Origin of the sequence: Pseudomonas sp. 313 (genome assembly GCF_000316965.1) — a bacterium.
Taxonomy (GTDB): domain Bacteria; phylum Pseudomonadota; class Gammaproteobacteria; order Pseudomonadales; family Pseudomonadaceae; genus Chryseomonas; species Chryseomonas benzopyrenica.
The window spans coordinates 239280-260350 of the sequence record NZ_ANBZ01000079.1 but is presented as its reverse complement, the minus strand read 5'-3'; the positions used below and the strand labels follow the sequence as shown (position 1 = coordinate 260350).

At 64.8% G+C, this 21071-nt stretch carries 22 protein-coding genes; 4 read left to right on the top strand and 18 right to left on the bottom strand.

Features of this window, described 5'->3' with window-relative positions:
- Nucleotides 1–4 precede the first annotated feature (4 nt).
- Nucleotides 5–781, bottom strand: a complete 777-nt coding sequence (locus C722_RS0119370) for a DUF2076 domain-containing protein (protein WP_017642100.1) — start codon at nucleotides 779–781, stop codon at nucleotides 5–7.
- Between the two features lie 274 nt (nucleotides 782–1055).
- Between C722_RS0119370 and C722_RS0119365 the strand changes: the two genes are divergently transcribed.
- Together C722_RS0119365 and C722_RS0119360 are read left to right on the top strand one after the other, a co-directional pair.
- Nucleotides 1056–1622, top strand: a complete 567-nt coding sequence (locus C722_RS0119365; RefSeq protein WP_017642099.1) for a cysteine hydrolase family protein — start codon at nucleotides 1056–1058, stop codon at nucleotides 1620–1622.
- A gap of 30 nt (nucleotides 1623–1652) precedes the next feature.
- A complete protein-coding gene (locus C722_RS0119360; RefSeq protein ID WP_017642098.1) occupies nucleotides 1653–2297 on the top strand; it encodes a YciC family protein in 645 nt (214 codons plus the stop codon).
- A gap of 9 nt (nucleotides 2298–2306) precedes the next feature.
- On the opposite strand, the gene C722_RS0119355 is transcribed toward C722_RS0119360, so the two are convergent.
- Complete coding sequence (locus tag C722_RS0119355; protein ID WP_017642097.1) at nucleotides 2307–2846, bottom strand: DUF2058 domain-containing protein; 540 nt, start codon at nucleotides 2844–2846, stop codon at nucleotides 2307–2309.
- 170 nt (nucleotides 2847–3016) lie between these two features.
- On the opposite strand from C722_RS0119355, the gene C722_RS0119350 reads away from it, so the two are divergent.
- Nucleotides 3017–3940 carry an aspartyl/asparaginyl beta-hydroxylase domain-containing protein gene (locus C722_RS0119350; RefSeq protein ID WP_017642096.1) on the top strand — a complete coding sequence of 308 codons (924 nt, stop codon included), beginning with the start codon at nucleotides 3017–3019 and terminating at the stop codon, nucleotides 3938–3940.
- A 25-nt stretch (nucleotides 3941–3965) separates the two neighbouring features.
- On the opposite strand, the gene C722_RS0119345 is transcribed toward C722_RS0119350, so the two are convergent.
- From C722_RS0119345 to flhA, 14 genes are all read right to left on the bottom strand, one after another.
- Nucleotides 3966–4382, bottom strand: a complete 417-nt coding sequence (locus tag C722_RS0119345) for a DUF2802 domain-containing protein (RefSeq protein WP_007160356.1) — start codon at nucleotides 4380–4382, stop codon at nucleotides 3966–3968.
- Nucleotides 4382–4861: a chemotaxis protein CheW gene (locus C722_RS0119340; RefSeq protein WP_007160357.1), complete on the bottom strand. Its 480-nt coding sequence runs from the start codon at nucleotides 4859–4861 to the stop codon at nucleotides 4382–4384. Before C722_RS0119340 ends, C722_RS0119345 begins: the two co-directional genes overlap by 1 nt.
- Before the next feature lie 73 nt (nucleotides 4862–4934).
- Entirely contained in the window at nucleotides 4935–5840 is a 906-nt protein-coding gene (locus tag C722_RS0119335) for a chemotaxis protein CheW (RefSeq protein WP_017642095.1), read from the bottom strand.
- A 57-nt stretch (nucleotides 5841–5897) separates the two neighbouring features.
- Nucleotides 5898–6686 carry a ParA family protein gene (locus tag C722_RS0119330; protein ID WP_017642094.1) on the bottom strand — a complete coding sequence of 263 codons (789 nt, stop codon included), beginning with the start codon at nucleotides 6684–6686 and terminating at the stop codon, nucleotides 5898–5900.
- Nucleotides 6687–6721: 35 nt separating this feature from the next.
- The gene (gene motD / locus C722_RS0119325) at nucleotides 6722–7585 is read right to left on the bottom strand and encodes a flagellar motor protein MotD (RefSeq protein WP_017642093.1); all 864 of its coding nucleotides are present in this window, start codon (nucleotides 7583–7585) and stop codon (nucleotides 6722–6724) included.
- Nucleotides 7586–7758: 173 nt separating this feature from the next.
- On the bottom strand, nucleotides 7759–8499 hold the full coding sequence (locus C722_RS0119320) for a flagellar motor protein (RefSeq protein ID WP_026083965.1): 741 nt from the start codon (nucleotides 8497–8499) through the stop codon (nucleotides 7759–7761).
- A 34-nt stretch (nucleotides 8500–8533) separates the two neighbouring features.
- Nucleotides 8534–9652: a chemotaxis response regulator protein-glutamate methylesterase gene (locus tag C722_RS0119315; RefSeq protein WP_017642091.1), complete on the bottom strand. Its 1119-nt coding sequence runs from the start codon at nucleotides 9650–9652 to the stop codon at nucleotides 8534–8536.
- Nucleotides 9653–9734: 82 nt separating this feature from the next.
- The gene (locus tag C722_RS0119310; protein WP_017642090.1) at nucleotides 9735–11966 is read right to left on the bottom strand and encodes a chemotaxis protein CheA; all 2232 of its coding nucleotides are present in this window, start codon (nucleotides 11964–11966) and stop codon (nucleotides 9735–9737) included.
- A gap of 26 nt (nucleotides 11967–11992) precedes the next feature.
- Nucleotides 11993–12781, bottom strand: coding sequence for a protein phosphatase CheZ (locus C722_RS0119305; RefSeq protein ID WP_017642089.1), 789 nt, complete (start codon nucleotides 12779–12781; stop codon nucleotides 11993–11995).
- A 19-nt stretch (nucleotides 12782–12800) separates the two neighbouring features.
- A complete protein-coding gene (locus C722_RS0119300; protein WP_169853335.1) occupies nucleotides 12801–13175 on the bottom strand; it encodes a chemotaxis response regulator CheY in 375 nt (124 codons plus the stop codon).
- A gap of 87 nt (nucleotides 13176–13262) precedes the next feature.
- Nucleotides 13263–14003, bottom strand: coding sequence for an RNA polymerase sigma factor FliA (fliA, locus tag C722_RS0119295; RefSeq protein WP_026083964.1), 741 nt, complete (start codon nucleotides 14001–14003; stop codon nucleotides 13263–13265).
- Nucleotides 14000–14830 carry a flagellar synthesis regulator FleN gene (gene fleN / locus C722_RS0119290; protein WP_017642087.1) on the bottom strand — a complete coding sequence of 277 codons (831 nt, stop codon included), beginning with the start codon at nucleotides 14828–14830 and terminating at the stop codon, nucleotides 14000–14002. The genes fliA and fleN overlap by 4 nt, the downstream gene beginning before the upstream one ends.
- Nucleotides 14831–14922: 92 nt before the next feature.
- Nucleotides 14923–16251 (bottom strand): flagellar biosynthesis protein FlhF, encoded by a 1329-nt coding sequence (gene flhF / locus C722_RS0119285; protein ID WP_017642086.1) that lies wholly within the window; start codon nucleotides 16249–16251, stop codon nucleotides 14923–14925.
- 10 nt (nucleotides 16252–16261) lie between these two features.
- On the bottom strand, nucleotides 16262–18388 hold the full coding sequence (gene flhA / locus C722_RS0119280; RefSeq protein WP_037064353.1) for a flagellar biosynthesis protein FlhA: 2127 nt from the start codon (nucleotides 18386–18388) through the stop codon (nucleotides 16262–16264).
- Between the two features lie 225 nt (nucleotides 18389–18613).
- Here flhA and sodC point away from each other — a divergent pair, with 225 nt between their 5' ends.
- The gene (gene sodC, locus C722_RS0119275) at nucleotides 18614–19141 is read left to right on the top strand and encodes a superoxide dismutase family protein (RefSeq protein ID WP_017642084.1); all 528 of its coding nucleotides are present in this window, start codon (nucleotides 18614–18616) and stop codon (nucleotides 19139–19141) included.
- Here the strand turns inward: sodC and flhB are convergent.
- Nucleotides 19134–20282 carry a flagellar biosynthesis protein FlhB gene (gene flhB / locus C722_RS0119270; RefSeq protein WP_017642083.1) on the bottom strand — a complete coding sequence of 383 codons (1149 nt, stop codon included), beginning with the start codon at nucleotides 20280–20282 and terminating at the stop codon, nucleotides 19134–19136. The two genes, sodC and flhB, sit on opposite strands and share 8 nt — an antisense overlap.
- 12 nt (nucleotides 20283–20294) lie before the next feature.
- On the bottom strand, nucleotides 20295–21071 hold the full coding sequence (gene fliR, locus C722_RS0119265) for a flagellar biosynthetic protein FliR (protein WP_017642082.1): 777 nt from the start codon (nucleotides 21069–21071) through the stop codon (nucleotides 20295–20297).

Below are 21071 nucleotides of genomic sequence, written 5' to 3'. Positions count from 1 at the left end.
CAGGCTAGATGAAGGAATCGTCGTCGCCACTGTCGTCGAGGAAACCGCCGCCGGTATCGCCATAGTCGGCCGCATCCTGGAAGCCGCCGTTATCCTGGTAGCCGGCATCCTGGAAACCACCACCGTTGTCGTAGCTGGCGTTGTCCGACCAGCCACCCTGGGCGCCGGCATCGGCCAGGCCCTGATCGGCGGCTGGGGTCTCGTTGATGACGTTGACGATCTCCTCGGGTTGCGAATGATGGAACAGACCCGAGATGGCCTGGGCCGCCAGCACGCCACCGGCGACCCCGGCCGCGGTCTGCAGCGCGCCGCCCATGAAGCCGCCCATGCGCGAGGGCGCCGCCTGGGGCGCGCCATAGCCCGGGGCAGGCTGGCCATAGCCGGGGTTGGGCTGGGCATAGCCCGGAGTGCCAGGACGTGAGGCGGCCGGACCAGGATCGTTCCAGCCCCGCGACGGCGCGGCATTGACCGGTGCCTGACCACCCGCGGGCTGATTGCTACCGCCGCCGAACAGGCTGGAGAGAAAGCCGCCGCTGCTTGGACGATTCTGCTGGACCTGGGCCATCTGGCTTTCCAGTTCCTTGACGCGCTGGTCCAGGCGCTTGATGGCGGCCTCCTGGATCAGCATCGCCTGGGCCATGTAATAGGGCGCTGCGGGCTGCTCGCGCAGGCGCTGCTGGATCAATGCCTCGGCTTCCCGGTCACGGGGCGCCGTCTGGGCTTCCGTGGTCTTGAGACGGTCGAACAGACCTTCGATCAGCTGGCTTTCTTCGCGTTGCATGATGACCCTCCCGCAGACGGTCTATTGGTGGCCTTCCCCTGGGAATGGCCTGGATGTCGAAAGGCGCAAGGTTGCGCGCCGTTATGCCAGATAAAGGCGCAGCGGTCGCTTTTCAAGTTGAGTCCACACGGCATTCAGCAGGGGTTCAGCCAGTGACCCGTGGATGCCCTTTCCATCTGAAGAGCCGCCTTAATAGGTAGTTCCGGGTGGGCATCCATGACTGGACAACCGGCCGGGGCTGCGGGAATCTGAGCCTTTGTCAGCGAGGCCTCCCATGCCGCCCCTGCTCATCCTGATCGACCAGCAACAGGGGATCCGCGCCCCGCACCTGGGGCCGCGCAACCATCCCGATGCCGAACGGTGCATGGCCGATCTGCTGGCGGCCTGGCGTCAGGCCCGAGCGCCCCTGCTGCATGTCCGGCACCTGTCGCGCAATCCGAGTTCGGTGTTCTGGCCGGGCCAGCCCGGGGTGGAATTCCAGCCAGCTCTGGCGCCCCTGCCCGGCGAGCCGGTGTTCGACAAGCAGGTCCCCGACGCCTTCGCCAACAGTGGTCTGGAGCGCTGGTTGCACCAGCGCGGCATCGCGTCGCTGCTGATCTGCGGCGTAGCCAGCGAGAATTCGGTGGAAGCCACGGCGCGCAGCGCCGGCAATCTGGATTTCACCACCTGGGTCGCCGAAGATGCCTGCTACACCTTCGCCAAGCGCGACTTCGCCGGGCAGCCGCGCAGTGCCGAAGAAGTCCATGCGATGGCCATGGCCAATCTGCACGGCGAGTACGCCACCGTCACCTCCAGCGCGGCCATGCTCGAACGCCTGCGGGCGACCGGGTCACCCTGCTAGACTGCCCTCCTGCCCGTCTGGAAGAGCTGCATGAACCCTGTCGATATCCTGCGCGACTCGCTGTCTTTCTTTGCTCGCAATCTGCGGCCCCTGGCTGTCCTCACCCTCCCCTGGCTGCTGCTCGAGGCTCTGTTGCGCTATCAGGTGCTGGAACGCTTCGGCGTCGACGGCGGGCTGTGGGACATGCTGGTCAGCCTGCTCTGCTATCCGCTGTACACCGCCGCGCTGCTGATCTTTCTGGAAGCACGCACCCAGGGCACCACACCACGCCTGAGCGGCGCCTGGGCCGCCGCCCTGCTGCTCTGGCCACGCTTCGCCCTCCTCGCGGCCCTGACCTCGGGGCTGGTGATGCTGGGCTTTTCGCTGTTGATCGTGCCGGGCTTCCTGATCATGGCCAAGCTGGCCTTCGCCGAGAATCTGCTGGTCCTTGAAGGACGGGCACCGCTGGACGCCCTGCGCGGCAGTCTGCGTCTGAGCCGCGGGCACTTCTTCACCCTGCTGGCCTGCATCCTGGCTACGGTGCTGCCGGCCTGGCTGCTCGACGCCTGGATCACCCGGCAGTTCGCCGAGGCCGCGGTGCCGGAGATCATGCTGCAAACCCTGTCGGGCTTTCTGCAGCTGATCCCCAGCATCGCCGTCTATCGCATCTATATGCTGGTCAGACAGAACGCCTGACCCGCCGCCTTACCACATCAGGTCGTCCGGCACCTGATAGGCCGCGTAGGGATCGTCCGGATCCGGCTCGCCGCTCTGCACGTTGAGCAGCACCACGCGCTTGGGATCGCGTTCCTGGATGCGTTCGGCGGTAGCCCGCGGCACCACCTCGTAGCGGCCTTCGTAGCGCACGATGGCCAGGCTGCCCTTGCTGAGCTTGTCCCTCATCATGACGTTGACCGACAGGCGCTTGACCTTCTTGTCATCGACGAAGTTGTAGTAGTCCTCGGTGCTCAGCTTGGGCAGGCGGCTGGTCTCGATCAGCTGCTTGATCTGCGCCTGCTCGGCCTTGCGCTTCTTCTTCTCTTCCTGGGCACGGTTGAGTTCCTGGTCCTTGGCCAGTTTTTCCGCCTGGGCCTGCTGGACGGCCAGCTCTTGGGAGCGGTCCTTTTCCGTCTGCCCACGATGCTCCATGCGGGTCTGCTTCTGCTTTTGCTTGACGGCCTGCTTGGCCTGCTTTTCATTGACCAAGCCGGCTTTCAGCAGTTGGTCGCGTAGGGACATGCTCATCGATACGACTCGTCTAGATCATCCAAGGGGGCGCGGCTCGGAAGCGGCCGCGCGCCAGGGTGTCCATCCTGCGCAGCCGACGAAGCGAGTGCAAGCCTTTCTCTGGGGTGAAATAATGCAGTCATTACCTATCCGCCCCTGGTTCGGGCGCTGCCGATCACCATTCGCCCATGATTACCTTCGCGATCGTCCTGCTCTTCGTCGCCAGCGTGCTCTTCGTCCATCTTCGCGGACGCGCTCGCCTGCCCTTCCTGCGCCAACTGGTCAACCACTCCGCGGTGTTCGCGCCCTACAACGCCTTGATGTACCTGTTCTCCAGCGTGCCCTCCAAACCCTACCTGGATCGCAGCCGCTTTCCCGAGCTGGACGTGCTCAAGGACAACTGGCAGGAGATTCGCGTCGAAGCCCTACGGCTGTTCGACGAGGGCTATATCCGCGCCGCGGAAAAGGACAATGACGCCGGCTTCGGTTCCTTCTTCAAGAAGGGCTGGAAGCGCTTTTACCTGACCTGGTACGGCGAACCGCTGCCCTCCGCCCAGACCCTCTGCCCGCGCACCGTCGAACTGGTGCGGCAGATTCCCAACGTCAAGGGCGCCATGTTCGCCCTGCTGCCGGGCGGCAGTCATCTGAATCCCCATCGCGATCCCTTCGGCGGCTCGCTGCGTTACCACCTGGGTCTGGCCACGCCCAACTCGGACGCCTGCCGCATCTATGTCGACGGCGAGCCCTATGCCTGGCGTGACGGCGAGGACGTGATGTTCGACGAGACCTATGTGCATTGGGTCAAGAACGAGACCGACCAGACCCGGGTCATCCTCTTCTGCGACGTGGAGCGCCCTCTGCGCAATCGTCTGCTGACCCGCGTCAACCAGGCGGTCAGCCGCTTCCTGGGCAGCGCCACGGCGCCGCAGAATGTCGAAGGCGAACGCGTCGGCGGCATCAACCAGGCCTATGCCTTCAGCAAGAGATTCGGGGATCGTATCGGCGGCGGTGTGAAGAAATTCAAGCGGCGCCACCCCAAGGCCTATCGCGTCGCCAAGCCGGTGCTGGCGGTGCTGGTGGTGATCGCGCTCTATCACTGGATAGTCAGCTAAGGCGGCGATCCTGCGGCGGCGGCGGTCAGCCGGAACGCTGCTGGCGCTGCCGATGCAAACGGGCCACCAGCTCGGCTTCGGCCTGGGACAGGCCGCAGGCCTGGGTGAGATCATCAGCGCTGGCGCCCAGTCCAACCAGACGCGCGGCCTGGGAAAACGACAGACTGGTGGGGTCGCTCTGCTCGATCTGGGTCAACCGATCGGGCAAGGGTGCCACCACCTTGGCCAGCCCCTGCACCTGCTCACCCATGCGCACCTGCCCGGCCTGGTAGGTTTCTAGACGCTTGAGCAGGATCTGCATGCGCTTGTCGACCAGGGCCTCCCGCTCGGCCAGCTTGGCCGCCTGCTGCTGCTGGCGTTGCCAGAGCAGCCAGCAGCAGCCACCGAGGCCGGCACAGGCCAGCCCCAGGGCGACGCTGAGCAGGATCAGCCCGACGAGCATCAGATGCTTTCCAGCTCCGACCACTCTTCTTCGGTCATCAGCTTGTCGAGCTCGACCAGGATCAGCAGCTCGCCGTTCTTGTTGCACACGCCCTGGATGAACTTGGCGGATTCGTCATTGCCAACGTTGGGCGCGGTCTCGATCTCCGACTGCCGCAGGTAGACCACCTCGGCCACGCTGTCGACCAGGATACCGACGACCTGCTTGTCGGCCTCGATAATGACGATACGGGTGTTGTCGGTCACTTCGGTGGGCAACAGACCGAAGCGCTGACGGGTGTCGATCACCGTCACCACGTTGCCGCGCAGGTTGATGATGCCCAGCACGTAGCTCGGCGCACCGGGGACCGGAGCGATTTCGGTGTAGCGCAGGACTTCCTGGACCTGCATCACGTTGATGCCATAGGTCTCGTTATCCAGGCGGAAGGTGACCCATTGCAGGACCGGATCTTCGGAACCCTGTGCGGACGTTTTTTTCATGTTCCCTAGCCTCGTCAAATACCGCACGTGCGGCGAAGCGGGCGAACCCGCTGGTTAGTTGCAGCGAGCAGCCCTAGCGACGGCCACCCACCACCTGTTCAGCGAGCGCCGCCACATCCAGCAGCGCACACATCTGATCGATCACCGTACCGGCCAGCCACGGGCGAGTGGCCCGCTGATTCCGCCATTTGACCTCGGCAGGATCCAGCCGTACCGAATGGCTGACGCCATGCACGGCCAGCCCCCAATCCAGGCCTTGCAGCGATATCACGAATTTCAGCCCTTCGCGATAGTCGTCACGATAGCGTTCGGGCATTACCCAACGTGCGGCGTCGAGCACGCGCAGGTTACCAGCCTGGCAGGGTAGCAGGCCCAGAAACCAGTCTGGCTGACCGAACAGCGGCGTCAACTCTTCGGCGGCGAGCGGATAGATGGAGCCCAGGCAGACCAGGGGAGCGGCCAGGGTCAGGCCGGCGACGTCGAACAGCAGGCATTCGAAGGGCTCTTCACCCCACTCGGGTCGACCTTCCAGATATACGGCGCTGGGCGGTACGCCAGCCGCCACTACCGGCTGCACCGCCGGAGTCCCCACGGCAATGCCCTCCACCACCGGACGCACCGGCTCGGCGACTGGCGTCAGTTCGGGGACGCGCCAGTCCAGCTCGATGTCGGTTTCCGGCGCCAGCAGCGCCTGGGGCTCAGGCAGCAGCACCTCGGGCGGGGCGATCCCGGCACGGCGGGTGGCCAGCGGCACGACTCGGGGCTGCCACGCGGCATCCCGTTCGAGCTCCTCACGCACCGCAGCGGCGAATTCGTCTTCGCTCACGCTGACGATCGGCGCGGCCGCAGCCACCACGGGAGCCTCCACTGGGGTGGCCTCGGCGGTGGGCAGTTCCAGGAACGCATCCAGCAACAGGGCATCGAGATAGCCCTGGAGGACACGCTGAGGACGATTGTCGAGGGACGTCGGTTGGCTCATGGCGTTCTACGTGGGTGAGTTGTCCAGCCTATCGGCCGGAGGGGTGGAAAACTTGAATCAGGCCACCTGGCTGCTGGGCGCGCCTTCGAGCAGATGCCGCAGCAACGCCCGGTAGGCGATGACGCCGCGGCTGTTGGCCTCGTAGCGCGATGGCACCTGGCCGGAGCGACTGGCATCGCGCAACCGGGTATCGATGGGAATGAAGGCCTGCCACAGCTGGGCCGGATAGGTGTTGCGCAAGACCTTGAGGGTACCGATGGAAGCCTGGGTCCGGCGGTCGAACAGGGTCGGCACTATGGTGTAGGGCAGTGCCTGCTTGCGCGAGCGGTTGATCATGGTCAGGGTGTTGACCATGCGTTCGAGCCCCTTGAGCGCGAGGAATTCGGTCTGGGTGGGAATCACCAGATGCTGGCTGGCCGCCAGGGCATTGACCATGAGTACGCCGAGCAGCGGCGGACTGTCGATCAACACATGATCGAAGTCGTTCCACAGCTGAGCCAGGCTCTTAGAGATCACCAGGCCCAGGCCGCTCTGACCCGGCGACTGACGTTCCAGGGTAGCCAGCGCGGTGCTGGACGGCAGCATCGACAGCTGTGGATGGCTGGTGGGCAGCAGCAGCCGCTTCGGCAGGCCTTCCGGCACCTGGCCACCGTGCTGGAACAAGTCGAACGCGCTGTGTTCGAGACTGTCCGGATCCTGACCGAAATAACTGGTCAGGGAACCGTGGGGATCGAGATCCACCAACAGGACGCGCTTGCCCTCATCGCCGAGCAACCCGGCGAGGGCAACGGTGGTGGTGGTCTTGCCCACCCCACCCTTCTGATTGGCGACAGCCCAGACTCTCATGTGCAGACTTCCTCCCGACGACACGACCAGCCGGGTCAAGGTGCCGGCGTAGCAGCCGGCGACGAAGATTTGACAGGCGCCACCTTGGGCGCCGGTTCTCCAGGCGATGCTGCAGATTGTGTGCCAGTCGACGAATTTTGCAAGGTGCTCTGCGGCCGGAACAGGTCGAGATTGCGCGAGATCAGCAGGACGACCCGCCGATTACGGGCTCGATTGACGTCACTGGTGTTGTCGACCACCGGCTGATAGGCGCCATAGCCCACCACGGCCAAGCGTTGCGGGGCGATGCCATTGCCGATCAGCAGCCGCACGATACTGGCGGCTCGGGCCGCCGACAGTTCCCAATTAGTGGGGTACAGCGCTGTGCTGATGGGGCGGTCGTCCGTGTAGCCCTGTACCTGGATCGGATTCTTGAACGGCGCCAGAATCTTGGCCACCTTCTCCATGAGACCGAAGGCGGGATTGCTCGGCAGCGAATCGCCACTGGCGAAGAGCAGATTGGAGCTGAGCTCGATTTCCAGCCACATTTCACTGGCCTTGATGTTCAGCTGGTCACCGGCGATGAGATCGCCGAAGGTGGCTCGCACGCTGTCGGCGATCTGCTGCAGCGGATCGCTGGGGGTGCCCTTGGCCGGTTGAGCGGCGCTCGCATCCATCACCGTCGGCGTCACGCCCGCCGGACGCTGGTCGCCGAGGGGGATGGGTTTGAGCGAGCGCTCTGGCTGGCTGAAGATGCCCGAGAGGCTGTCCGAGAGCACCTTGTACTTGCTCTCATTCAGCGAGGAGATGGAATACATGACCACGAAGAAAGCGAACAGCAGGGTGATGAAGTCGGCGTAGGAGACCAGCCAGCGTTCGTGGTTCTCGTGTTCTTCGGGACGGCGACGACGACGAGGCATGCGGCGTCCTCTAGTGTGGTGTATCAGGAGTTCGCACAAGAATTGGCGAGTGATTTTTTGATCTGGGCCAGGCGCCGCGACGAGTCATAGCAGGGCTATGGCGAGGAGTGGCAACACCGCCCAGGCCAAAAAAGCGCCGCCAAAATTGTGTATATAACTTCTGATACACCGCACTAGTCCAGAAAACCTTGCAGCTTCATTTCGATGGAGCGGGGATTCTCGCCCTCGCCAATGGACATCAGGCCTTCCAGCAACATTTCCCGATAGCGGGACTGTTGCTGAGCCAGCGCCTTAAGCTTGTTGCCGACGGGCAGCAACAGCAGGTTGGCGAAGCCGACGCCATAGATGGTGGCGACGAAGGCCACGGCGATGCCGCTGCCCAGTTGCGAGGGATCGGCCAGATTCTGCATGACGTGGATCAGGCCCATTACCGCACCGATGATGCCCACCGTGGGCGCATAGCCCCCCATGGCCTCGTAGACCTTGGCGGCGGCGATGTCACGGTCTTCCTGGCCGTAGAGGTCCACTTCGAGAATGCTGCGCAGGGCTTCCGGTTCGGTGCCGTCCACCAGCAACTGCAGGCCTTTGGCGGCATAGGGATCGGCTTCGCGGGCGACCAGGGGTTCGAGGCCCAGCAGGCCTTCCTTGCGCGCCACGTTGCTCCAGTTGACCACCTTGCGGATGCCGCCGACGAGGTCCAGCCGTGGCGGCACGAACACCCAGGCCAGCATGGTCAGGGCGCGGCGCAGCACCGGCAGGCGGGTCTGCAGCAGGACGGCGCCCAGGGTGCCGCCGACCACGATCAGCGCGGCCGGTCCATTGGCCAGGGCGGTAAAGGAACCGCCCTCCAGCAGGTTGCCACCCATGATGGCGGTAAAGGCCAGCAGGATGCCGATGAGACTGAGCACGTCCACGCTCAATGCCCTTCCGGCCGGTGAACGTCTGGCGTCACGAACAGGCCTCGGTCAGGTGTCTGCCGATGTCGTCCAGGCCATAGATGGCATCGGCCAGATTGGCCTTGGCGATGGCCATGGGCATGCCGTAGATGACGCAACTGGCTTCGTCCTGGGCCCATACCTGGCTGCCGACCTGCTTGAGCATCCGCGCGCCTTCGCGACCGTCGGCGCCCATGCCGGTCAGGACCACTGCCAGCACCTTGTCGGCATAGGCCTTGGCCGCGGAGCCAAAAGTCACGTCGACGCAAGGCTTGTAGTTGAGGCGCTCGTCGCCGGGCAGGATCTTCACCATCCCGCGACCGTCCACCATCATCTGCTTGCCGCCGGGTGCCAGCAAGGCCAGCCCCGGACGCAACTGGTCGCCATCCTCGGCTTCCTTGACGCTGATGCGGCAGAGCTTGTCCAGACGCTCGGCGAAGGCCTTGGTGAAGGCCGCGGGCATGTGTTGGATCAGCACCAGCGGCGCCGGGAAATTGGCTGGCAGCTGGGTGAGCACCCGCTGCAGGGCCACCGGGCCACCGGTGGAAGTGCCGATCGCCACCAGGCGATAGTGCTTGCGCTTGGGCGGCGGCGAAGCCGGAGCCACGGGCGCATGCGCGGACTGGGCGCCGCTGGGCGCCGCCGGACGTGGTGCCGGGCGGGCAGCAGCAGGCGCGGCCGAGGCACCAGTGGGCACCGCCGGCGCGACGCTGGGGGCCACGGCGAAGCGCCGGTTGGAACGGGCGATATGGTGGATCTTCTCGCACAGCAGCTTTTGCACGCTGGCCGGATTGCGCGAGATGTCCTCGAAATTCTTCGGCAGGTAGTCCACCGCGCCGGCATCCAGGGCATCCAGGGTGACCCGGGCGCCTTCATGGGTGAGCGAGGAGAACATCAGCACCGGGGTCGGGCACTTCTGCATGATGTGGCGGACCGCGGTGATGCCGTCCATCATCGGCATCTCGTAGTCCATGGTGATGACATCGGGTCGCAGCGCCAGGGCCTGATCGACCCCTTCGCGCCCGTTGCTGGCCGTGCCCACCACCGAGATGTTGGGATCGGCCGCCAGGATTTCCTTGAGCCGACGCCGGAAGAAGCCGGAATCGTCCACCACCAGTACTTTTACCGGCATACGTTGAAACTCCTAACCTGGGGCGGCGCAGGCCACCCGATGGCGCCGGGCACGAGCCCGACGCCGCTCGTACCTGGCCGACTCAGAGCCCGCGACGGGCGTAGCGGTTGAGCATGCTGGGCACATCGAGGATGAGCGCGATGCGCCCGTCGCCGGTGATGGTAGCCCCGGACATGCCGGGCGTGCCCTGCAGCATCTTGCCGAGGGGCTTGATGACCACCTCTTCCTGGCCCACCAGCTGATCGACCACGAAGCCGATGCGCTGGGTGCCTACCGAGAGGATCACCACATGCCCTTCCCCCTGCTCCACATGGGCCGCATTGGGCACCAGCCAGCGCTTGAGGTAGAACAGCGGCAGCGCCTTGTCGCGCACCACCACCACTTCCTGGCCGTCCACCACGTTGGTGCGGGACAGGTCGAGGTGGAAGATCTCGTTGACGTTGACCAGCGGGAAGGCGAAGGCCTGGTTGCCCAGCATCACCATCAGCGTCGGCATGATCGCCAGGGTCAGGGGTACCTTGATGACGATCTTGGAGCCCTGGCCCTTGGTCGAGTAGACGTTCAGGGTACCGTTGAGCTGGCTGATCTTGGTCTTGACCACGTCCATGCCCACGCCGCGGCCGGAGATGTCGGAGATCTCGGCCTTGGTGGAGAAACCCGGAGCGAAGATCAGGTTGAAGCACTCGGTCTCGGTCAGACGATCGGCCGCGTCGCGGTCGAGCAGGCCCTTCTCCACTGCCTTGTTGCGCAGCAGATCCGCGTCCATGCCCTTGCCGTCGTCGGAGATCGACAGGAGGATGTGGTCGCCTTCCTGCTCGGCGGAGAGCACCACCCGTCCGGCGCGGGACTTGCCGTTCTCTTCTCGCTCGGCAGGGCCTTCGATGCCGTGGTCGACCGCGTTGCGCACCAGGTGCACCAGCGGATCGGCCAGGGCCTCGACCAGGTTCTTGTCCAGGTCGGTTTCTTCGCCCACCAGCTCCAGGTTGATCTCTTTCTTCAGACTGCGCGCCAGATCGCGGACCAGGCGCGGGAAACGGCCAAAGACTTTCTTGATCGGCTGCATCCGGGTCTTCATGACCGAGGTCTGCAGGTCGGCGGTGACCACGTCGAGGTTGGACACGGCCTTGGCCATGGCCTCATCGCCGCTGTTCAGGCCCAGGCGGACCAGGCGGTTACGCACCAGCACCAGTTCACCGACCATGTTCATGATCTCGTCCAGGCGCGCGGTATCGACCCGCACGGTGGTCTCCGCCTCGCTGGTGGGACGCTCGGCAGGCGCTGCCGCCACCGCAGGCTTGGGCGCCGCGGCCTCGGCGACCGGCGTCGGCTTCGGTGCGGGTGCCGGCGCAGGCTGAGGCGCGGCGACGGGCGCCGGCGCTGCCGCAACGGGCGCAGCCACGGACTCGGCGGCTACCGCAGGACCACTGAACTTGCCCTTGCCGTGCAATTCGTCGAGCAGGGATTCGAATTCGTCGTCGGTGATCTCGTCACCACCCGTCGCGGCGGCTGGAGCCGCCGCAGCAGGCGCTGCTGCAACCGGTGCCGCGGCCTCGTCCGCGACGAACTTGCCCTTGCCGTGCAACTCGTCGAGCAGAGCCTCGAATTCGTCGTCGGTGATGTCGTCGCCACCAGCCGCAGCCACGGCAGGAGCCGCAGCGACAACCGGCGCGGCGGCCGGTGCCTCGTTGAACTTACCCTTGCCATGCAACTGATCGAGCAGGGCCTCGAATTCGTCATCGGTGATGTCGTCGCCACTGGCGGCCGCAGGCGTTGCCGCTGCCGCGCTCGGCTCGCTGCCCAGGGCATCGAGCAGATTCTGGAAATCGGCATCGCTCAGCTCCGGCTCGGCGGTCGGCGCGGGCGCGGCGGCCACGACCGGGGCGGCAGCCACGGGCGCAGCCGGGACCGGCGCCGGCTCGCTGCCAGCGGGCTCGGCCAGGCGGGCCAGGGCCGCCAGCAATTCAGGCGAGGCCGGGGTCGGCTCTTCGCGTTCACGGACTTGACCGAACATCTCGTTGACGGAATCCAGTGCCTGCAGCACCACATCCATCAGCTCGGCATCCACGCGGCGTTCGCCCTTGCGCAGGATGTCGAATACGTTTTCCGCGATATGGCAGCACTCGACCAGGGTATGGAGCTGCAGGAAACCGGCACCGCCCTTTACGGTATGGAAGCCACGGAAAATGGCGTTCAGCAGATCCATGTCATCCGGGCGGCTTTCCAGCTCGACCAATTGTTCGGACAACTGTTCGAGAATCTCGCCGGCCTCTACCAGGAAATCCTGGAGGATTTCTTCATCGGCGTCGAAGCTCATTCCTGCACTCCCCAAGAGGGTCTGGGTCAGAAGCCCAGACTGGATAGAAGATCGTCGACGTCGACCTGAGCGGCCACGACGTCTTCACGCTTATCGGCATGAATCTGCGGACCTTCACCCTTCATCGTCTTTTCTTTTCGATTCTGTTCGATCAGCGCGGTGTGATCGTGACTGAAGCCGGTATAGCGATCGACCTGACTGGCCATCATCACCAGCTTGACGAGATCTTTCTCGATCTGCCCGACGAGGTTGACCACGCGTTTGATCACCTGACCCGTGAGGTCCTGGTAATCCTGCGCCAGGAGGATGTCGTTGAGCTTGGACGACAGTTGCTCGGCGCTGCTCTCGCTGTGGCTGAGAAAGGCATCGACGCGCTTGGCCAACTCGCGGAATTCGTCCGCGCCCATTTCCCGGCGCATGAACTTCTTCCAGTCGGCATGCACGGCACGGGCTTCGTCACCGAAGTTACCTACCAGCGGGGCACTCTCCTCCACCAGATCCATGGTCCGGTTGGCGGCGTTCTCGGTCATCTTCACCACGTAGGAGAGACGATCGGTGGCATCGCTGATCTGGGAGACCTCTTCGCCGGCCATGCCGCGCGGATCGATCTCGAAGTTGACGATGGCGTTGTGCAGCTCGCGGGTCAGCTTGCCGACTTCCTGGTAGAGCCCCCGGTCACGCAGTTGATTGAGCTCGTTGATGACATGCACGGCCTGGGTGAAATCGCCGCTTTCCAGGCATTTCACCAACTCTTGGGCGTGCTGTTTGAGATTCGACTCGAAGTCGCTGAAGCTGGTGGAGCCAAGCTGATCCATAACGTCCCCGCGGCTTTCTTCAGCCGTTCACCCGCTCGAAGATCTTGTCGATCTTTTCTTTCAGCACCTGGGCGGTGAAAGGCTTGACCACATAGCCGTTCACGCCGGCCTGAGCGGCCTCGATGATCTGCTCGCGCTTGGCTTCGGCGGTCACCATCAGCACCGGCAGGGTCTTCAGCCGCGCGTCGGCGCGGACCTGACGCAGCAGGTCGATGCCGGTCATGCCAGGCATGTTCCAGTCGGTGACGAGAAAATCGAAGTTGCCGCTCTGCAACATCGGCAGTGCGGTGTTGCCGTCGTCTGCTTCGGCGGTATTGGTGAATCCCAGATCGCGCAGCAAATTCTTGATGATGCGTCTCATCGTGGAAAAATCGTCCACGATGAGGATTTTCATGTTCTTGTCCAAGTCGACCTCCGTCCTAATCCGCACACACGCCATGAGGCGCGTCTAAGCAATCGTAGTAGCCTGAGTACCAGCCGGTTAACGCGAACGCCATTCCGCCAGCCGCGCCCGCAGGCGTGCCGCGCATTGACTGTGAAGCTGGCAGACGCGTGACTCGCTCACGCCCAGCACCTCGCCGATTTCCTTGAGGTTGAGTTCCTCGTCGTAATACAGCGAGAGCACCAGACGTTCACGCTCCGGAAGATTGGCGATGGCGTCGGCCAGGGCCTTGCGGAAGCGCTGATCTTCCAGACCGCGACCGGGTTCGAGTTCATGCGAACCGCTCTCCTCGAGCCCATGCTCACCACCCTCCATGAGGTCGTCGAAACTGAACAGGCGACTCCCCATGGTGTCGCCAAGGATGCCGTAGTACTCATCCAGACTCAATTTAAGTTCGGCCGCGACCTCGGAATCTTTAGCGTCGCGACCCGTCCGCGCTTCCACGGCGCGAATGGCGTCGGTGACCATACGCGTGTTGCGATGCACCGAGCGCGGCGCCCAGTCACCCTTGCGTACTTCGTCGAGCATGGCGCCGCGGATGCGGATGCCGGCGTAGGTCTCGAAGCTGGCGCCCTTGCCGGCGTCATATTTGCGCGAGGCCTCCAGCAGCCCGATCATGCCGGCCTGCATCAGGTCCTCGACCTGCACGCTGGCCGGCAGACGCGCCAGGAGGTGGTAGGCGATGCGTTTCACCAACGGCGCATAGCGGTTGATGAGTTGCTCCTGCTGGGTACGTTCCGAGGTTTTGCTGTACATGCGAAGCCCGCTGGATGCTGTCATGCGTGGGTACCGATGGCTGGTTGCACAAGGCGCTCGACAAAGAACTCGAGATGGCCGCGCGGATTGGCGGGCAGCGGCCAGCCATCGACTTTCTGGGCCACCGCACGAAAGGCCAGCGAGGCCTTGGCACGCGGAAAGGCTTCAAACACGGGGCGCTGCTTCTGCACGGCTTTGCGCACCGCCTCATCGAACGGAATGGCGCCCACGTATTGCAGGGCGACATCCAGGAATCTGTCGGTCACCTTGGTCAGCTTAGCAAAGAGATTGCGACCTTCCTGGGGCGTCAGCGCCATGTTCGCCAGAACCCGGAACCGGGTGACGCCATGATCGCGATTGAGCAGCTTGATCAGCGCGTAGGCGTCGGTGATGGAAGTGGGTTCGTCGCACACCACCACCAGGACTTCCTGGGCGGCGCGAACGAAGCTGACCACCTGATCGCCGATGCCGGCAGCGGTATCGACGATGAGCACGTCGAGGTTCTCGCTGATGTCGCTGAAGGCCTGGATCAGACCGGCGTGCTGGGCCGGCGTCAGATTGACCATCGCCTGGGTGCCCGAGGCCGCCGGGACGATGCGGATGCCGCCCGGGCCGTGCAGCAACACGTCGCGCAGCTCGCACTCGCCGGAGATGACGTCGGCCAGGGTGCGCTTGGGCGACAGGCCGAGCAGAACGTCGATGTTGGCAAGGCCCAGGTCGGCGTCGAGCAGCATGACGCGCCGCCCGATATCGGCCAGGGCCAAGGCCAGGTTGACCGACACGTTGGTCTTGCCGACACCGCCTTTACCGCCCGTGACCGCTATGACTTGGACGGGATGCATGCTACCCATTGCCTGATACCTTTGATTGAAATCCGTCACACTTTAGACCAAGTGCATTTGGCGTGCCCAGGCATGCGATGCACCACTACCGTTCGTCTGCGCTAACCGGCGCGGCGGGCATTGCTCTGATACAGGCCGGCCAGCATGCCAGCCATGGTTTCTTCGCTCGGCTCCTCGGGTGCCTGCAGGCTCACGGCGCGGCTTACCAACTGGTGGCTGCGCGCCGGATGCAGGTCGTCCGGGATGCGCGGGCCGTCGGCGATGTAGGCCACCGGCAGGCGCTGGCTGATGGCCAGGCCCAGGGCTTCGCCGAGGCTGGCGGCTTCGTCCAGCTTGGTCAGCACGCAGCCGCTCAGGCCGCAGCGCCGATAGCTGTGGTAGGCCGCCTTGAGCACCTGGCTCTGGCTGGTGGCGCCCAGCACCAGGTAGTTGCGAATCTTCAGCTGGCGGTTGGCCAGGGCTTCGAGCTGCGCCTTGAGCGCCGGATCGTTGGCGGGCATGCCCGCGGTGTCGATCAGCACCAGGCGCTTGCGCGCCAGGGGGGCCAGGGCCTGTGCCAGGGACTGGCCCGGATCGACCAGGGTGACGGGCACGTCGAGGATGCGGCCCAGGGTCTTGATCTGCTCCTGGGCACCGATGCGGAAGCTGTCCATGCTGACCAGCGCCAGGCTCTGGGGGCCGTACTTGAGCACGTAATTGGCGGCGAGCTTGGCCAGGGTGGTGGTCTTGCCCATGCCGGCCGGACCGACGAAGGCGACGACACCGCCCTCCTCCAGGATCTTGGCGTCGGTGGTCTTGGCCAGCTGGGCGAAGTTGGCCAGCAGCATGCGCCAGGCATGGCGCGGATCCTGGATCTTGGCCACGCTGTCGAGCAGGTGCCGGGCCAGATCGGCCGGCAGGCCCATGCGCTGCAGGCGACGCCAGAGGCCAGCCTGCTGCGGACGGGTGGACTGCACCTGGGTCCAGGCCATGGAGCCGAGCTGGACTTCCAGCAGTTCACGCAGGCCGCTGAGCTCGCTGCGCATGGCTTCCAGGGCACGCCGGTCTTCCGGCGCGGCACTGGCGGCAGGCGCGGCGGCGGCCGGCTGGGGCGCGCGCGGCGGCGCGATCACCGGCTCGCGGCGGCTGTCGGCGGCGCTGATGGCGCCGAGCAACTGCTTGTCCTTCGGCGCGGCCGAGGGGACGCCCGGCGCACGGATACTGAGGTCGGCATGGGCCTGGGCGATCTTCGCATGGGTCTTGCGCAACTCCGCCTGCAGCTCTGCGTTGGGCGCGGCCGGTGCCGGAGCCTGGTAGTCCAGCGCCGCGGTCAGCTCGACCCCGCCGGCGACCCGGCGGTTGCTGAGGATAGCAGCGTCCGGGCCCAGCTCGTCGCGTACCAGCTTCATGGCTTGACGCATATCGGCGGCGAAGAAACGTTTGACTTGCATGATCTAGACCTCAGCCATTCTGGCCAACGGTAGCGACGATGGTGACCTGCTTGTTGTCCGGAATTTCCTGGTAGGCCAGCACACTCATGTTCGGTGCCGCCATCCGGGCGAAGCGGGACATCATCCCGCGGATCGCACCGGCTACCAGCAGCACCACTGGCTTACCCATCATTTCCTGACGCTGCGCCGCCTCGACGAGGGAACGCTGCAGTTTTTCGGCCATGCCAGGTTCGAGGAACATACCGTCCTCGGCGCCTTGACCGGCCTTCTGCATACTACTTAGCAACATCTGTTCCAACCTTGGTTCAAGGGTGATAACAGGCAGCTCAGGCTCCATTCCTACGATGTTCTGGACGATTGCGCGGGACAGGGCGACGCGCACGGCACCGGCAATGGCGGCGGGATCTTGACTCCGCGGCCCGACATTGGCGATGGCTTCGGCGATGGTACGGATGTCACGGACCGGTACCTGCTCCTGCAATAGCTGCTGGAGGATCTTGAGCAGGGTCGACAGGGAGACGATGCCGGGCACCAGTTCTTCGGCCAGCTTGGGCGAGCTCTTGGCCAGCACCTGCAGCAATTGCTGGACTTCCTCGTGGCCGATCAGCTCGTGGGCGTGCTTGAAGAGCACCTGGTTGAGGTGGGTGGCGACCACGGTACTGGCGTCGACCACGGTGTAACCGAGGGACTGGGCCTGGTCGCGCTGGGTGACGTCGATCCAGACGGCCTCCAGACCGAATGCCGGATCCTTGGCGGCGACGCCATTGAGGGTGCCATAGACCTGGCCGGGGTTGATGGCCAGCTCACGATCGGGATAGATCTCGGCTTCGGCCACGCTCACCCCCATAAGAGTCAGACGATAGGCGTTGGGCAGCAGGTCCAGGTTGTCGCGGATGTGCACCGACGGCATGAGGAAACCGAGGTCCTGGGACAGCTTCTTGCGCACGCCCTTGATCCGCGCCAGCAGCTGGCCACCCTGGTTGCGATCGACCATGGGGATCAGGCGGTAGCCGACTTCCAGACCGACCATGTCCACCGGGGTCACGTCGTCCCAGCCCAGCTCCTTGGCCTCGGCCGGGCGCTGCACGGGGGCCAGGTCCTGTTGCTTCTTGGCTTCGACCTCGGCGGTCTGCTTGGCCTGGCGCTGGCGCTTGTGGATCAGCCAGGCACCGGCGGCGGCGGCGCCGCCCAGGCCGAGGAACGGCAGGTGCGGCATGCCCGGAACCAGGCCCATGGCGATGATGATGAAGGCCGAGACCGCCAGCGCCTTGGGCGAGGCGAACATCTGACGATTGACCTGCTGGCCCATGTCTTCCGACGAGGACACCCGGGTCACCATGATGGCGGCAGCGACCGACAGCAGCAGCGAGGGAACCTGGGCGACCAGACCGTCACCGATGGTCAGCAGGGCGTAGATGCGCGCCGCTTCGCCGAACGGCAGACCGTGCTGGGCCATGCCGATGGCCATGCCGCCGATGAGGTTGATGAAGAGGATCAGCAGGCCGGCGACGGCGTCACCGCGGACGAACTTGCTGGCACCGTCCATGGAGCCGTAGAAGTCGGCTTCCTGGCCCACTTCGGTCCGGCGCTTCTTGGCTTCGGCCTGGTCGATGATGCCGGCATTGAGGTCGGCGTCGATGGCCATCTGCTTGCCGGGCATGGCGTCGAGGGTGAAGCGCGCCGACACCTCGGAGATGCGGCCGGCACCCTTGGTCACCACCACGAAGTTGATGATCATGAGGATGGCGAACACCACCGCACCGACCACGTAGTTGCCGCCAACCACCACCTCGCCGAAGGCCTGGATGACCTTGCCCGCGGCGTCATGGCCGTCCTGGCCATGCAGCAGCACCACGCGGCTCGAGGCCACGTTCAGCGCCAGGCGCAGCAGGGTCGAAACCAGCAGAATGGTCGGGAAGACCGCGAAATCCAGCGGCCGTAGGGCATAGACGCTGACGAGCAGGACCACGATCGACAGAGCGATGTTGAAGGTGAACAGCACGTCCAGCAGGAACGGCGGCATCGGCAGGGTCATCATGGCGAGCATCGCCAGGACGGCCAGCGGCACGCCCAGGTTACCGCGCGCCAGACCACGCATGTTGCCCATCATCAGGGATTTGTCGACTTTCACACCCATTCCTCGCTTGCCGGTGCCGTCGTCACGGAAAGTTGACGCAGCGCACTGTTCGCAAGGGCTTGAGCAAGCTCCGGGCCAACTGCTCAAGGCGTTGAATCAGCGAGGTTTTCCCGCGGGTGATACAGGACTGGTTACGGATCGCCTGAGCCGCTGGCTGAACCGCGGGCACAGGCCATGAGTCTGTCTAGGGACCCGCGCTAGCGCGCCTATCCGAGGAACATCACCATGAAAATCTGGACCGCGACGCTGTTGGCCACCTGCCTGGTCGGTACCGCCCAGGCGGCCGAATCCCTGACGATCCCGGTGAACAAGGTCACCACCGACGGTGTAGGCGAAAGCGTCGGCAGCGTGCAGGTGACCCGTTCCAAGTACGGTCTGGTCTTTACCCCCGACCTCAAGGGCCTGGAGCCCGGCATCCACGGCTTCCATGTCCATACCAAGCCCAACTGCGGCGCGGCCGAGGTGAACGGCACCCTGACCGCCGGGGGCGCCGCGGGCGGCCACCTGGATCCACGCAATACCGGCAAGCACAGCGCGCCCTGGTCGGACGACGGTCACCTGGGCGAATTGCCGGCGCTCTATGTGACCGCCGACGGCCAGGCCACCCAGCCGGTACTGGCGCCGCGGCTGAAACGTCTGGAAGAGATCAAGGGGCATGCGTTGATGGTGCATGCCGGTGGCGACAACTACTCCGACCAGCCCAAACCCCTGGGCGGTGGCGGCGCCCGTGTCGCCTGCGGCGTCATCAAGTAGGCGCCTTCCCCTCCTCATCCCGCCGCAAATCTGGCGGGATGGGCAGATCGGACAGCTTGGGCTTGCGCCCGCGCCCCGCACGGAACTGCCGGAGCTGATAGACATAGGCCAGGACCTGAGCCACGGCGACGTAGAGACCGGCCGGGATCTCCTGATCCACCTCGGTTGAGAAATACACCGCCCGCGCCAGTCCCGGCGACTCCAGCAGCGAGACCTGGTGCTCCTGGGCGATCTCGCGGATCTTCAGCGCGGTGAAATCGCTGCCCTTGGCCACCAGCACGGGCGCCCCGCCCTTGGCCGCGTCGTACTTGAGCGCCACGGCGAAGTGGGTCGGGTTGGTGATGACCACATCGGCATTGGGTACTTCGGCCATCATCCGCCGCTGCGCCATCTCTCGCTGCATCTGGCGGATCTTGCCCTTGACCTCCGGCTTGCCCTCGCTGTCCTTGTACTCGTCCTTGATCTCCTGCTTGGTCATCATCAGCTTCTTGCGATTGCTGAAGATCTGAAAGGGCACGTCCACGGCGGCGATGATCAGCAATCCCAGGGCCAGCAGCAGGGTGGCATGCCCCACCACCTGCATGCTGTGCAGCAGCGCCTGCTCGGTCGGCAGCTTGGCGATCTGCAACAGTGCCGTGCGCTCGCTCATCAGCACCAGTACCGACACGCCGAGGATGATGAAGAACTTGCCCAGGGCCTTGAGCAATTCCACCAGGGAATTCTTGGAAAACATCCGGGCGATGCCGGACATGGGATTCATCCGGCTCGGCTTGGGCGCCAGCATCTTGCCGGAAAACAGGAAGCCGCCCAGGGCGATATGACCGACGATGGCGGCGATCACCACCAGGACGATCATCGGCAGCATCCCGATCATCGCGGCCTTGCCCGAGGCCAGCAGGAAGGTGCCCATGAAGCGCTCGTCCATGACCTCTTCGCGCCGCAGGGAGAAGTTGCTGCGCATCACCTCCAGCAGCTTGCCGCCTAGAAAGGCGCCATACATCAGCAGGCCGCCGACTCCCGAGAGCATGACCGCCACCGTACCGAGTTCGCGTGATCGTGGGAGCTGACCCTCCTCCCGGGAATCACGCTTGCGTTTCTCCGTGGGGTCTTCTGTGCGGTCTTCGCCATCGGATTCAGCCATGTGGCGTATCTCCTAGCGGGCTCGGGCGAGTTCGCGCAGCCATCGCAGCGCCTCGCTGGCGAGACTTTCATAGTGAGAGAGGATATCGGCGGTACCGAGCCAGACAATGACCATGCCCAGCACCACGATCAGCGGCATGCCGACGGAAAAGATGTTCAGCTGCGGTGCGGCGCGGGTCATGATGCCAAAGGCGATATTGACCACCAGCAGCGCGGTGATGGCCGGCAGCACCAGCAGGACGCCGGCGCCCAGGACCCAGCCCAGTCGTCCGGCGACCTGCCAGAAGTGCTCGACGCTCAGGGTATCGCCCACCGGCAGGGTGACGAAGCTTTCCGCGAGGATCTCGAACACCACCAGATGACCGTTCATGGCCAGGAACAGCAGCGTCACCAGCATGGTGAAGAACTGCCCCATGACCGGGGCCGAGGCGCCGTTGACCGGATCGATCATGGACGCGAAGCTCAGGCCCGCCTGAGTGGAAATGATCTGCCCCGCCACCACGAAGACATGGAAGAACAGCTGCAGACTGAACCCCATCACCGCGCCGATGAGGATCTGCTCGACGATCAATGGCAGCGCCTGGGGACTGATGGCGTCCACCTGAGGCATCGGTGGCAGGGTCGGTACCAGCACCAGGCTCAAAGCCAGAGCCAGGTACATCCGCACCCGCACCGGGACCAGGGTGGTGCCGATGATCGGCATGGTCATCAATAGCGCGGCGATGCGGAACAGCGGAAACAGGAAGCTGCCGACCCAGCCGCCGATCTGCGCGTCGCTGAGGGCCAGCAT